At 67.0% G+C, this 12718-nt stretch carries 11 protein-coding genes, 1 rRNA gene and 1 riboswitch; of the genes, 11 read left to right on the top strand and 1 reads right to left on the bottom strand.

Translation table 11 applies throughout. The features are described from left to right. Window positions 1-19 precede the first annotated feature (19 nt). Window positions 20-159, top strand: a riboswitch (cyclic di-AMP (ydaO/yuaA leader). A gap of 6 nt (window positions 160-165) precedes the next feature. The 4 genes from ACFLIM_RS18205 (at window position 166) to ACFLIM_RS18190 (ending at window position 2905) form a co-directional block, all read left to right on the top strand. Beyond that, entirely contained in the window at window positions 166-1122 is a 957-nt protein-coding gene (locus ACFLIM_RS18205) for a coiled-coil domain-containing protein (protein ID WP_393166837.1), read from the top strand. Window positions 1123-1239: 117 nt separating this feature from the next. Next, window positions 1240-1644 (top strand): DoxX family protein, encoded by a 405-nt coding sequence (locus ACFLIM_RS18200; RefSeq protein WP_393166835.1) that lies wholly within the window; start codon window positions 1240-1242, stop codon window positions 1642-1644. 42 nt (window positions 1645-1686) lie between these two features. Beyond that, a complete protein-coding gene (locus ACFLIM_RS18195) occupies window positions 1687-2412 on the top strand; it encodes a hypothetical protein (protein WP_393166833.1) in 726 nt (241 codons plus the stop codon). Beyond that, a complete protein-coding gene (locus ACFLIM_RS18190; protein ID WP_393166831.1) occupies window positions 2405-2905 on the top strand; it encodes a DinB family protein in 501 nt (166 codons plus the stop codon). The genes ACFLIM_RS18195 and ACFLIM_RS18190 overlap by 8 nt, the downstream gene beginning before the upstream one ends. Before the next feature lie 268 nt (window positions 2906-3173). Here ACFLIM_RS18190 and ACFLIM_RS18185 read toward each other — a convergent pair whose 3' ends face one another. Beyond that, window positions 3174-3650 (bottom strand): ATP-binding protein, encoded by a 477-nt coding sequence (locus tag ACFLIM_RS18185; protein WP_393166829.1) that lies wholly within the window; start codon window positions 3648-3650, stop codon window positions 3174-3176. Window positions 3651-3883: 233 nt separating this feature from the next. Here ACFLIM_RS18185 and ACFLIM_RS18180 point away from each other — a divergent pair, with 233 nt between their 5' ends. The 7 genes from ACFLIM_RS18180 to ACFLIM_RS18150 all read left to right on the top strand — a co-directional run. Further along, a complete protein-coding gene (locus tag ACFLIM_RS18180) occupies window positions 3884-4750 on the top strand; it encodes a helix-turn-helix domain-containing protein (RefSeq protein ID WP_393166827.1) in 867 nt (288 codons plus the stop codon). A 201-nt stretch (window positions 4751-4951) separates the two neighbouring features. After that, window positions 4952-6325: a trigger factor gene (gene tig / locus ACFLIM_RS18175; RefSeq protein ID WP_393166825.1), complete on the top strand. Its 1374-nt coding sequence runs from the start codon at window positions 4952-4954 to the stop codon at window positions 6323-6325. 412 nt (window positions 6326-6737) lie between these two features. Beyond that, window positions 6738-7370, top strand: coding sequence for a ClpP family protease (locus tag ACFLIM_RS18170; RefSeq protein WP_132595635.1), 633 nt, complete (start codon window positions 6738-6740; stop codon window positions 7368-7370). Window positions 7371-7380: 10 nt separating this feature from the next. After that, a complete protein-coding gene (locus ACFLIM_RS18165) occupies window positions 7381-8004 on the top strand; it encodes an ATP-dependent Clp protease proteolytic subunit (RefSeq protein ID WP_393166822.1) in 624 nt (207 codons plus the stop codon). Between the two features lie 184 nt (window positions 8005-8188). Then, on the top strand, window positions 8189-9472 hold the full coding sequence (gene clpX, locus ACFLIM_RS18160) for an ATP-dependent Clp protease ATP-binding subunit ClpX (RefSeq protein WP_393166820.1): 1284 nt from the start codon (window positions 8189-8191) through the stop codon (window positions 9470-9472). Between the two features lie 118 nt (window positions 9473-9590). Further along, window positions 9591-12164, top strand: coding sequence for a valine--tRNA ligase (locus tag ACFLIM_RS18155; RefSeq protein ID WP_393166818.1), 2574 nt, complete (start codon window positions 9591-9593; stop codon window positions 12162-12164). Window positions 12165-12600: 436 nt separating this feature from the next. After that, a 16S ribosomal RNA gene (locus ACFLIM_RS18150) occupies window positions 12601-12718 on the top strand; the annotation flags it as partial.

The following is a 12718-nucleotide window of genomic DNA, read 5'->3' as shown; positions in this document are numbered from 1 at the left end:
CTTATGCACCGGCCGTAACAGCCGTTGCACGCCTAATCCCGGGCGAGTTGCCCGGGAGCCGGGGACCCATTGCACCTGGGGTGAGTCCACTTCGGTGGTAGGGAGCAGCTCCCATGCCCGAACCCGTCAGCTAACCCGGCCGGCAGAGGGAGAGGAAACATCTACGTGGCGGTTTCGTCCCCCGCGACTCTTGCCATCGGTCTCATCACCGCCACCGTCGTCGCCTTCCTTCCGGCGACCGCGGCGTCGGCCGCTCCCAAGCCGACGGAAGCCGAGCTCCGCGCCCAGCTCAAGCAGCTCAACAGCAAGGTCGACAAGCTCATCGAGAAGTACAACCTCAAGCGCGTGGAGCTGGCCAAGGCACAGGAGGCGGCCAAGTCGGCCAAGGACCGCCTGGCCACCGCCGAGCAGACGCTGGCGACGGCCGAGCAGCGCGTCGGCGAGATCGCCAGGATGCGCTACCAGAACGCCGACCCCTCGATGCCCGGCATCCTGCTGCCCGAGAACGGCAGCGGCGCGGCCTTGCTGGAGCAGCTGACGGCCGAGCAGCAGGCCGTCGTGCAGGGCGTGGCCAAGGCCCGCGACGACAAGCAGAAGGCCTCCGACGAGGCCGCCGCGCTCGCGTCCCAGATCCGTACGGACACGGACGATGTGGCCGGGCAGCGCGACGATGCCCAGGACGTCATCAAGGACATCCAGAAGAAGCTCCAGGACCTGGTGCCGTTCGGGCCCGGCCGCAACGGCAACGGCAGCTGGGCCCCCGAACTGCCCTCCGGCTCGGACAACATCACGCCCCGCACGCAGCTGATGCGGGCGGAGGTGCGGAAGAACTTCGCGCTGCCGTACGAGGTGGGCTGCTTCCGCGCGGGCTCCAGCGGCGAACACCCGCTCGGGCGGGCCTGCGACTTCATGATGAGCACCGGTGGCTCGATGCCCAGCGCCGCCCACAACGCCCTCGGCGACCGGATCGCGGAGTGGGCCATCAAGAACAAGGACAAGCTCGGCGTCAAGTACGTGATCTGGAAGCAGCGCATCAACCAGGGCTCGGGCTGGAGCGCGATGTCGGACCGGGGCAGCATCACCGAGAACCACTACGACCACGTGCACATCTCGATGTTCTGAGGCGATCAAGGGCCCGGGTGTAGATAGGTACACCCCTGTCAGGCACCTAGATCGATTCTCCCCGGCGATCCCCACGCCTAGCGTCGGAGGCACGACGCTCAGGGGAGGCTGAAGATCATGACTACCGCACCGCACACGACCGCCGCAGGACGCCTGCTCAACGTCGCCCTGTGGATCCTCCAGGTGGCAGTGGCGGGCTTCTTCGTGATGTCGGCCATGGGCAAGTTCGCGAACGCGGAGCCGTCCGCCTCGACGTTCGAGGCGATCGGGTTCGGAGACTGGTTCAGAAACCTGGTGGGCGTGCTGGAGGTGGCGGGGGCCGTGGCGTTGTTCGTGCCCCGGCTCGCGGGTCTGGCCGGGCTGGCGTTCGCCGGCCTGACGGTCTGCGCGACGCTGACCGAGCTGTTCGTATCAGGTGGCGGCGTGGTGTTGCCACTGGTCCTGCTGGCGCTCTCCGCCGTGATCGCCTGGGGCCGCAGGGCGAGCACGGCCCGGCTGTGGGCACTCGTCGGGGGCAACTGACACGGACATGCTGGAGTGGTGGAGCTCTTCAAGGACGATCCGATGTCCCGCCCTCTCACCTATCCCGGCCGGATCCCGTCGACCTCCGGCATCCTGGTCGACGACGCGTACGTGCCGCTGAGCGCCGAGGAGAGCGTCCCGCCCGGCGAGTGGCGGGCCGAGGACGAGCCGCTGGCGGCGCTGCTGGCCCGCCTCGACTGCCCGCCGTTGCGGGCGCGCCACCTGGTCGTCGCCGTGGGCTCCAACGCCGCGCCCAGCCAGGTACGCAGGAAGTTCCTCGACCATGGGGTACGCCCGATCGTCCCCATGACGCTCGCCGACGTGCCGGGCATAGCCCCAGGCGTCTCCGCCCACGTGAGCAGATGGGGCTACGTACCGGCCGCGCCGATCGAGACCCCCGGCGAGACCTCCAGGCTGTTCGTGCTCTGGCTCGACGAACTCCAGCTCGCGGCCCTGGACCTCACCGAGCCCAACTACCACCGCCGCACGATCGCCGTCGACGGCACCCGGGCGTTCGTCTACACGGGAAAGCACGGCTGCCTGACAGACCCCGAGGGCCGCCCTCGCCGCCTGCGACCCCAGAGAGCCCTGATCCAGGACCTCCTGGACGAATCCCCCCGGCTACGCCACCTGTGCGGGAACACCCCGGACGACTTCGTGGACAACGTCAGGGACGAGACCGTACGCGAGGCGGTCTACCGCCTCTTCCAGGCCGACCTCCGGACTGAGGCGCCTGCCGGGCCGGATAAGGTCGGACCTCGTGATTGACACCCGCGTTCCCCCACCTCTCACCGGCGACGAGCTGACCGTCCTGACCAATTGGCTCGAATGGCACCGCGGCACCCTCGCCGTCAAATGCGCCGGCCTGTCGGACGACCAGCTGCGCCTGCGCTCCGTGCCGCCCTCGACCCTGTCCCTGCTCGGCCTGGTCAGGCACCTGGCACACGTCGAACGCGCCTGGTTCCGCCGGGTGCTGAACGGCGAGGACCTCCCCAAGCTCTGGGACAAGGACCGCGACAACGACGCCGACTTCAACGAGGTCGACACCGCCTCCGTCGAGGAGGCCTTCGCCACCTGGCAGGCCGAGATCGAGTGTGCCCGCGCCATCTCGGCCGCCAAACCCCTGGACGCCGTCGGCGACCGCAACGGGCAGGACTGCACGCACCGCTGGATCCTCGTCCACATGATCGAGGAGTACGCCAGGCACAACGGCCACGCGGACCTGCTACGCGAGCGTATCGACGGCGTCACGGGCGAATAACGGCCCTGAGCCAGCACCCCAGCCGCCGATACCGCTCCAGCGCCGCCTCCATAGGCAGCGTCGCAGCAGCCCGTGCTCGGCCGGCACGCCCGGATATTCGCGTCACAAGCGATCGTCGGTCAACGCTTTGACCACGGAGCCGGCCCACGGGGCGCACGTAACGGCGGCTCGCCACGCGCCGGTCAGCGGCCGTTCTCCTGGAGGTCCTCAGGCACGTGCGGCGGGTGGCGGCCTGCTCGGCCCTGCCGTAAAAGATGGGGATCTTGATCTAGGCGTCGGCGCGGAAGAGCGCCCAGACGGCCTTGCCGCCACGAGCCAGGGGGTCCCAGCCCCAGCACTGGCTGTAGGTTTCGACGATGTAAAGGCCGCGCCCGTTCTCGGAGATGAAATCGGGCTCCTTGGGCCGCGGCACCTCGTCGCTAGGGTCGGCCACCGCGAGCAGCACGTGCGGCGCGACCCGCATCAGCAGCAGCTCGATCTCCCGCCGCCCCGGCGTGTACATCGCGTACCTGACGGCGTTCGTGACCAGCTCCGACACCACCAGCGCGGCGTCGTCACTCAGCTCGTGCAACCCCCACCGCCGCAGCGTCGAGCGGGTCACGTCCCTGGCCGTCTTCACGGAGTCGGCTTGAAAGGGTAAAGGGCACGAGGTCGCGTACGGCTTCCCGCCTGTGAGAAGGTGGTCGAAGCCCACTTCCCGGGTGATCTGCAGGCAATCGGCAGTGGCCAGAGGATCCTCCACCATGCCGCCGATACCTCCCCGTTCAGCCTTGGTTAGTGCATGTATGGCCGAATATGCACTAAGCCATCATGGGTCACGATCGCTGCAGCTGCAAGACCCAAATGCACGTGCAGTTGCATTGTGCAACAGCAAGCGGCGTTTTGGGGCATAGGTATCCGAATCGGACACGAGGTTGAGACCTTGTCATACCCGGCAATGTGGTGTCACTGTGTGTGCGGACCTTGATAGGAGGCAAAGTGACGCAGAACCAGCCGGGTTCCGGGCCGACGGCGCTGCGCATCCTCCTGGGCTCCCAACTGCGCAAGCTCAGGGAAGCGAAGAACGTCACTCGTGAGGAGGCGGGCCACCTCATCCGGGGCTCGGAATCCAAGATCAGCCGCATGGAGCTGGGCCGAGTGGGGTTCAAAGAACGCGACGTGGCGGACCTGCTGACCCTGTACGGGGTCGTGGATCATCAGGCCCGCTCCGCCGTACTCGAGCTGGTCGCCACCGCCAACGAGCCTGGCTGGTGGCACCGGTTCAACGATGTCCTGCCCACGTGGTTCCAGGCGTACGTCGGCCTTGAAGAGGCCGCCGCCAGGATCAGGACCTACGAAGTCCAGTTCGTGCCAGGACTGTTGCAGACCAAGGAGTACGCAAGGGCTGTGGTGACCGCCGGATCGGCGGGCATCGGAGCGGAGGAGATCGCCAGGAGGGTGGATCTCCGGCTGGAGCGCCAGCGGATGTTCGATCGGCCGGACGGGCCGATCTTCTGGGCGGTGATCGACGAGGCCGCCCTGCGGCGGCCGATAGGCGGCGCCGAGGTGATGCGGGCCCAGATCGAACACCTCATCGATCTGATGCGCCAGCCGAGCATCACGATCCAGATCATGCCGTTCAGCTTCGGCGGGCACAGCGCGGAGGGCGGGGCGTTCAGCATCCTGCGCTTCCCCGACGCCGACCTGCCCGACGTGGTGTACGTCGAGCAGCTCGCCAGTGCCCTCTACCTGGACAAGCGTGAGGACGTGGACCGATACACCGAGGTGATCGAGCGGCTCTGCGCCGTGAGCACCACCCCGGACGAGACCATCGAGCTGTTGCGGTCGATAGCGGAGGAGTTCTGACGACTGGTCGCGGATGATCGCAGGCGAAGTTCTGGCGGTGGCGGCGTCGTTGTTGGGTACACATCTGCCCTAGACTGGCCATCGGCGTTGGATCCCGCCGTAGCGGAGCATGCCCAACACCGCTCATGTGGGCGCGGCGCGTGAGCCGTACCGATGGACGCGCCTGCGATCACTCGTAGCTTGATCAAGGAGACCATTCCCGTGAAGACCGCTGTCGAGGAGCTCAGCCCGACCCGGGTCAAGCTCACTGTCGAGGTGCCGTTCGACGAGCTGCGCCCGAGCATGGATGCGGCGTACAAGAAGGTCGCGCAGCAGGTGCGCGTCCCCGGGTTCCGGCCTGGCAAGGTTCCGGCCCGCATCATCGAGCAGCGCTTCGGCCGGGCGGTAGTGCTGGAGGAGACCCTCAACGACGCGGTGCCCAAGCTGTACGGCCAGGCCGTCGACGAGGTCGACGTGTTCCCGGTCAGCCAGCCCGACATCGAGGTCACGAAGATCGACGACGGTGAGCAGATCGAGTTCACCGCCGAGGTCGACATCCGGCCCAACTTCGACGTCCCCGACTACGCGGGCGCCGAGATCACCGTCGACTCCGCCGAGGTCTCCGACGAGGACGTGGACGCCCAGCTCGACGGGCTGCGCCAGCGCTTCGCGACGCTGACCGGCGTCGAGCGGCCCGCGGCCAGCGGCGACTTCGTCGTCATGGACCTGCGCGCCGAGATCGACGGCAGGAACATCGAGGAGCAGCAGGCCAGCGAGGTCTCCTACGAGGTCGGCGCCGGCTCCGTGCTGCAGGGCCTCGACGCCGCGCTCGAGGGCATGTCCGCGGGCGAGGAGAAGAGCTTCAAGACCGAGCTGGTCGGCGGCGAGAACGCCGGCGAAGAGGCCGACGTGATCATCAACGTCAAGTCGGTCAAGGAGAAGGTTCTGCCCGAGCTGGACGACGAGTTCGCCCAGCTCGCCAGCGAGTTCGACACGCTCGACGAGCTCAAGACCAGCATCCGCGAGCAGTCCCGCCGCAACAAGCTGATCGACCAGGTCGTGCAGGCCCGCGAGAAGGCTCTCGACGCGCTGCTCGACCAGATCGACATCCCGCTCCCGGACAGCGCGCTCAAGGCCGAGGTCGACGCCCGCAAGCACAACCTCGACCACCAGGTGGCCGAGAGCGGCCTGAGCCGCGACGCCTTCTTCCGCCTCTACCAGACGACGGAGGAGGAGCGCTTCGCCGAGTTCGAGACCAACTCCGCCAAGGCGCTCAAGGTCGGCTTCGTGCTCGACAAGATCGTCAAGGCCGAGGAGCTTGGCGTCTCCGAGCAGGAGCTGACCAACTTCGTGGTCCGCCGCGCCATGGAGATGGGCGTGCAGCCCAACGAGCTGGCCCAGCACCTCGCCGACAACGACCAGCTCACGCTGGCCATGGTCGAGATCGTCCGCGACAAGGCCAAGTCCGTGCTCGGCGACGCCGCCAAGGTCGTCGACACCGAGGGCAACGAGGTCGACCTCAAGGCGATCTACACCGAGATCAACGGCGAAGAGGTCGTCGAGGAAGAGCCCGCCACCGACAAGGCCGAGGCGTAACCTCCCTCAAACCGCCCGAAAGCCCCTGAGCCAGCCCGGCCCAGGGGCTTTCGGCCTCTCTACGGCCTTCTGAGGGCACCACGGCCTGCTCCCAGTCCCGGCCTTCCGGCTGCGGGGGCGCGGGTAAGCGGGCGTCCGGAGTCTCCGGCGAGTGCCGCGGGGCGCTCAGGCGGCTTGTGGCGACCCTGAAGGCCGTCGGGGCTCACTTTGTGAGGCTCGGGCTCCTGGGCTCGCCAGGGGGCGCCCTGATGGCCGTGCGCGCGGTGGCTCCGACCACTCCGGAACAGAGCGGCGCAAGAGCCGCACCTGCGCCGTCAGCGAACAGTACGGGGGACCGGGCATGACCTGTGTGCAACGCGCGTTAGGGTCACAAGCAAAGCCAATCGATTACGACGCATCGGAAGGTGACGCTGTGACCAGCCCGCCGACCTTCTATCAGCCTGAGTCGCGAGGCCGTGAGAACGGCTCGTCCTTCCGGCTTGAGGACCAGCTTTACCAGCGCCTCCTCCGGGAGCGCATCATCGTGCTCGGGCAGGAGGTCAACGACGAGATCGCCAACCGCATCTGTGCGGAGTTGCTGTTGCTCGCGGCCGACGACCCCGACCGCGACATCACGCTCTACATCAACTCGCCTGGTGGCTCGGTGAGTGCCGGCATGGCGATTTACGACATGATGGAATACGTGCCTAATGACGTATCCACGGTTGTGATGGGTATGGCCGCATCCATGGGGCAGTTCCTGCTGTCCGCGGGCACCCATGGCAAGCGATACGGCCTTCCGCACGCCCGTGTCATGATGCACCAGCCGTCCGGCGGCATCGGCGGCACCGCGGCCGACATCGCCATCCAGGCAGAGCAGATGCTCTACGTGAAAAAGACGCTGGCCGAGCGGATCGCCCACCACACGGGCCAGCCGCTGGAGCAGATCGAGGCCGATTCCGACCGCGACCGCTGGTTCACGGCCGAGGAAGCCAAGGACTACGGCTTCATCGACCACGTGGTGCGCAGCGCACGGCAGGTGCCCACGCAGGGCCCGGTCTCTTAGGGGAGCTGACATGAACATCGAAAGCCGTTACGTTCTCCCCTCCTTCGTCGAGCGCACGTCTTACGGCGTGAAGGAGATGAACCCGTACAACAAGCTCTTCGAGGACCGCATCATCTTCCTCGGAGTGCAGATCGACGACGCGTCGGCCAACGACGTGATGGCCCAGCTGCTGACGCTGGAGTCGCTCGACCCCGACCGTGACATCAGCATCTACATCAACTCGCCCGGCGGCTCCTTCACCGCCATGACGGCGATTTACGACACGATGCAGTTCGTCCGGCCGGAGATCCAGACCGTCTGCCTCGGCCAGGCCGCGTCCGCCGCGGCCGTGCTGCTGGCCGGCGGCACCCCGGGCAAGCGGTTCGCGCTGCCCAACGCCCGGGTGCTGATCCACCAGCCGTCCACCGAGGGCGGCGGCCAGGGCAGCGACATCGAGATCCAAGCTCGCGAGATCCTTCGCATGCGCTCTCTCCTCGAGGAGATCGTGGCGAGGCACTCGGGCAAGTCCTCCGCCGAAGTCCGCAAAGACATCGAACGCGACAAAATTCTCAACGCGGATGAGGCGAAGGCGTATGGTCTGATCGATGACATCATCCCGTCCAGGAAGAAACGAGCTCAGGCCGTGGCTTCCTAGACGAGACGTGACGCACCGGGGCGCTGCCCAATAGGGCACGTTCCGGTGCGACTCGCCGCTAGGGGGCTCACTGAGGGCCCAGAAGACGGTAACGTCGAAACCTGAGCGGTTCGGCCTAGTCCGGAGGATGTCCGGAGACACTGCTCGCGGGAGCAGGGCGGTCCCACGCAAAGGAGTATCTGGGGTGGCACGCATCGGCGACGGGGGAGACCTGCTGAAGTGCTCTTTCTGCGGAAAGAGTCAGAAGCAAGTCAAGAAGCTCATTGCCGGTCCAGGCGTCTACATCTGCGATGAGTGCATCGATCTCTGCAACGAGATCATCGAGGAGGAGCTCTCCGAGTCCTCCGAGCTCAAGTGGGACAACCTGCCCAAGCCGAGGGAGATCTACGAGTTCCTCGACGCCTACGTCATCGGTCAGGACCAGGCGAAGAAGGCCCTCTCGGTGGCGGTGTACAACCACTACAAGCGGGTGCAGTCCGGAGACCGGGGCAGAGACGACGGCCTCGAGCTGGCCAAGAGCAACATCTTGTTGCTCGGGCCGACCGGTTCGGGCAAGACGCTGCTGGCGCAGACCCTGGCGAAGATGCTCAACGTGCCCTTCGCCATCGCCGACGCCACCGCGCTGACCGAGGCGGGATACGTCGGCGAGGATGTGGAGAACATCCTCCTCAAGCTCATCCAGGCCGCCGACTACGACGTCAAGAAGGCCGAGACCGGCATCATCTACATCGACGAGGTCGACAAGATCGCCCGTAAGAGCGAAAACCCGTCGATCACGCGTGATGTCTCGGGTGAGGGCGTGCAACAGGCGTTGCTGAAGATACTGGAGGGCACCACGGCGAGCGTGCCCCCGCAGGGCGGCCGCAAGCACCCGCACCAGGAGTTCATCCAGATCGACACGACCAACGTGCTGTTCATCTGCGGTGGCGCCTTCGCCGGTCTGGAAAAGATCATCGAGTCGCGCATCGGGAAGAAGGGCATCGGCTTCAACGCCATCATCCGGTCGAAGGAAGAGGTCGACACGGCCGACATCTTCGCCGACGTGATGCCCGAGGACCTGCTGAAGTTCGGCATGATCCCGGAGTTCGTCGGCCGCCTGCCGGTCATCACCTCGGTGCACAACCTCGACCGCGAGGCGCTCATCCAGATCCTCACCGAGCCGCGCAACGCGCTGGTCAAGCAATACCGCAAGCTGCTGGAGCTCGACGGCGTGGAGCTGGAGTTCACCGACGGCGCCCTCGAGGCCATCGCCGACCAGGCCATCCTGCGCGGCACCGGCGCCCGCGGGTTGCGCGCCATCCTGGAGGAGGTGCTCCAGTCCGTCATGTACGAAGTGCCCTCCAGGCAGGACGTCGCCCGCGTGGTCATCACCCGCGAGTCGGTCCTCGAGCACGCGATCCCGACGCTCGTACCACGCGATCAGCTTGCCGCGAAGCAGCAGCGCACACCACGCGAAAAGTCGGCCTGAGCCGCTCTTTCCGCTCACCGGGCGCCCTGTGGCTTCGAGCCACGGGGCGTTTTCGGCATAATGAGCGGCCCTTGGCCCTCTGGGTCATGGGGCGCCGCCCTCCTCCGCCTCCCTAGAATTGGTCACTGTGACAACGCCAGAGCTGCCTACCCAATACACACCGGCCGACGTCGAGACCCGTAGCTACGAGCGCTGGGTGTCCGAAGGCTACTTCCACGCCGATCCGGGCAGCTCGCGCGTGCCGTACAGCATCGTTCTCCCTCCGCCCAACGTGACGGGTGTCCTGCACATCGGGCACGCGCTCGACCACTCCATCCAGGACGCGCTGACGCGCCGCGCCCGCATGCGCGGGCTCGAGACGCTCTGGTTGCCCGGCATGGACCACGCCGGGATCGCCACCCAGAATGTCGTCGAGCGCGAGCTGGCCCGGCAGGGCATGTCGCGGCACGACCTGGGGCGCGAGGCGTTCGTCGAGCGGGTCTGGGAGTGGAAGGAGGAGTCCGGCGGCCGGATCCTCGGCCAGATGCGCAAGCTCGGCGACGGCGTCGACTGGTCGCGCGAGCGGTTCACCATGGACCCGGGGCTCTCGCGGGCCGTGCAGACGATCTTCAAGAGGCTGTTCGACGACGGGCTGATCTACCGCGCCGAGCGCATCATCAACTGGTGCCCGCGCTGCCTGACCGCGCTGTCCGACATCGAGGTGGAGCACAGCGAGGACGAGGGCGAGCTGATCTCGATCCGCTACTCCGACGAGATCGTGGTGGCCACCACCCGGGCCGAGACCATGCTCGGCGACACGGCCGTGGCCGTCCACCCCTCCGACGAGCGCTACGCCCACCTGGTCGGCACGCTGGTGGAGCTGCCGCTCACCGGCCGCATGATCCCCGTGGTCGCCGACGAGCACGTCGATCCGTCGTTCGGCACCGGCGCGGTCAAGGTGACCCCCGCCCACGACCCCAACGACTTCGAGATCGGGCGGCGACATTCGCTGCCGTCGCTCACCGTCATGGACGAGCGCGGCGTGATCACGGCCCACGGGCCCTTCCAGGGGCTCGACCGCTTCGAGGCGCGCCCCGCCGTGGTCGCCGCGCTGCGCGCGGAGGGCCGGATCGTCGCCGAGAAGCGCCCCTACGTGCATTCCGTCGGCCACTGCTCACGCTGCAAGACCGTGGTCGAGCCCAGGCTGTCGCTGCAGTGGTTCGTCAACGTCGCGCCGCTGGCCAAGGCCGCCGGCGACGCCGTTCGCGACGGGCGCACCCGCATCCACCCGCCCGAGCTGGCCAAGCGCTACTTCGACTGGGTCGACGACATGCACGATTGGTGCATCTCCCGCCAGCTCTGGTGGGGCCATCGCATCCCGGTCTGGTACGGCCCAGGCGGCGAGGTCGTGTGCGTGGGCCCCGACGAGGAGCCGCCCACCGGCTACACGCAGGACGCCGATGTCCTCGACACGTGGTTCTCCTCCGCGCTGTGGCCGTTCTCGACGCTTGGCTGGCCGGACGAGACGCCTGAGCTGGCGCACTTCTACCCGACCTCCGTGCTGGTCACCGGATACGACATCCTGTTCTTCTGGGTGGCGCGGATGATGATGTTCGGGCTCTACGCCATGGACGGCGAGCCGCCGTTCCGCGTCGTCGCGCTGCACGGCATGGTCCGCGACCAGTACGGCAAGAAGATGTCCAAGTCGTTCGGCAACGTGGTCGACCCGCTCGACTGGATCGACCGCTTCGGCGCCGACGCCACCCGCTTCACCCTGCTGCGCGGCGCCAACCCGGGCGCGGACGTCGCGGTGAGCGAGGAGTGGGCGGCGGGTTCCCGCAACTTCTGCAACAAGATCTGGAACGCCACCAGGTTCGCCCTGATGAACGGCGCCGCGGTCGGATCGCTCGACGGGCTCGATCTGACGGCAGCCGACCGGTGGATCCTGTCGCGCCTGCAGACCGTCGTCACGGCCGCCGACGACGCGTTCGAGGAGTTCGAGTTCGCCAAGGCGTCCGACCTGCTCTACCACTTCGCGTGGGACGAGGTCTGCGACTGGTACCTGGAGCTGGCCAAGATCCAGCTCGGGGAGGGGCTGGAGCACACTCGGCTGGTGCTCGGCCACGTGCTCGACGCGTTGTTGCGGCTGCTGCATCCGCTGGTGCCGTTCGTGAGCGAGGAGTTGTGGCGGGCCGTCACCGGCGGTGAGTCGATCGTCGTGGCGCCCTGGCCGGTGGCCGACGCCCGTTACTCGGACGCCGCGGCCGAGGCCGAGATCGACGCGTTGCAGGAGCTGGTGACGGAGGTCCGCAGGTTCCGCTCGGATCAGGGGCTCAAGCCCGGCCAGAAGGTGGCCGCGCGTCTCGGGCTCACCGGCACACCGCTGGCCGGCCAGGAGGCGGCGATTCGCGCGCTGCTGCGCCTGACGGAGCCGCCGGAGTCGTTCGACGCCACGGCCCGGTTCTCGGTGGGGGCGGTGACCGTGGAGATCGACACCGCGGGCGCCATCGACGTCGTGGCCGAGCGCAAGCGGCTGGAGAAGGATCTGGCGGCCGCGCGCAAGGAGGCCGCGCAGGCGGCGGCCAAGCTGGGCAACGAGCAGTTCATGGCCAAGGCGCCAGAAGACGTGGTGGCCAAGGTCAGGGGCCGGGCCGAGCAGGCGTCCGCCGACATTGCGCGGCTGGAGGCTCAGCTCGCCGGGCTCGGTGTTTGAAGCGTACGCACGCGGGGAAGGTCCATTCGTTACCTAACTATGGACCTTGAACGCCGTTGAGGCTGCTACAGTTTTCAACGCGGGGCTGGTTAGCTCTGACATCCCTCTGATCGATCCCGGCTTTCGGGCTGCTCTGACCTTGCGGTTGGACAAGCGGCGAAAGTTGGAGTAAGTTAGCAGGGTTGCCTCGAAGAGGGGCAAGTCCGGAATCTACCGGATCGGGCGGTTTGACAAGGATCGTCCGGATCTGGTAACATGAAAGAAATGAAGTGTTAGCCTCCTCGCTGGGGTCCGGGAAGGATTCCGGTGGGGATGTACGTGTCCGTTTCTTGAGAACTCAACAGTGTGTTAAAAGCCAGTGCATGTTTTACATGTATGACCCCGTCATTGGTTTGACGGATTCCTTTTTGGTTGGGATGTGATTCCCTCCAGACATTGTTTGGAGAGTTTGATCCTGGCTCAGGACGAACGCTGGCGGCGTGCTTAACACATGCAAGTCGAGCGGAAAGGCCCTTCGGGGTACTCGAGCGGCGAACGGGTGAGTAACACGTGAG

It is taken from the genome of Nonomuraea marmarensis (assembly GCF_043197025.1).
GTDB classification, from domain to species: domain Bacteria; phylum Actinomycetota; class Actinomycetes; order Streptosporangiales; family Streptosporangiaceae; genus Nonomuraea; species Nonomuraea marmarensis.
Note: the sequence above shows the minus strand (reverse complement) of the source record. Positions and strands in the feature narration are given on the sequence as shown.

What these genes read in the sequence shown, in the direction of transcription:
- ACFLIM_RS18200 (WP_393166835.1), top strand. Translation starts at nt 1,240, where the DNA reads ATGACTACCGCACCGCACACGACCGCCGCAGGACGCCTGCTCAACGTC.
- ACFLIM_RS18195 (WP_393166833.1), top strand. Translation starts at nt 1,687, where the DNA reads ATGTCCCGCCCTCTCACCTATCCCGGCCGGATCCCGTCGACCTCCGGC.
- ACFLIM_RS18185 (WP_393166829.1), bottom strand. Translation starts at nt 3,650, where the DNA reads ATGGTGGAGGATCCTCTGGCCACTGCCGATTGCCTGCAGATCACCCGG.
- ACFLIM_RS18165 (WP_393166822.1), top strand. Translation starts at nt 7,381, where the DNA reads ATGAACATCGAAAGCCGTTACGTTCTCCCCTCCTTCGTCGAGCGCACG.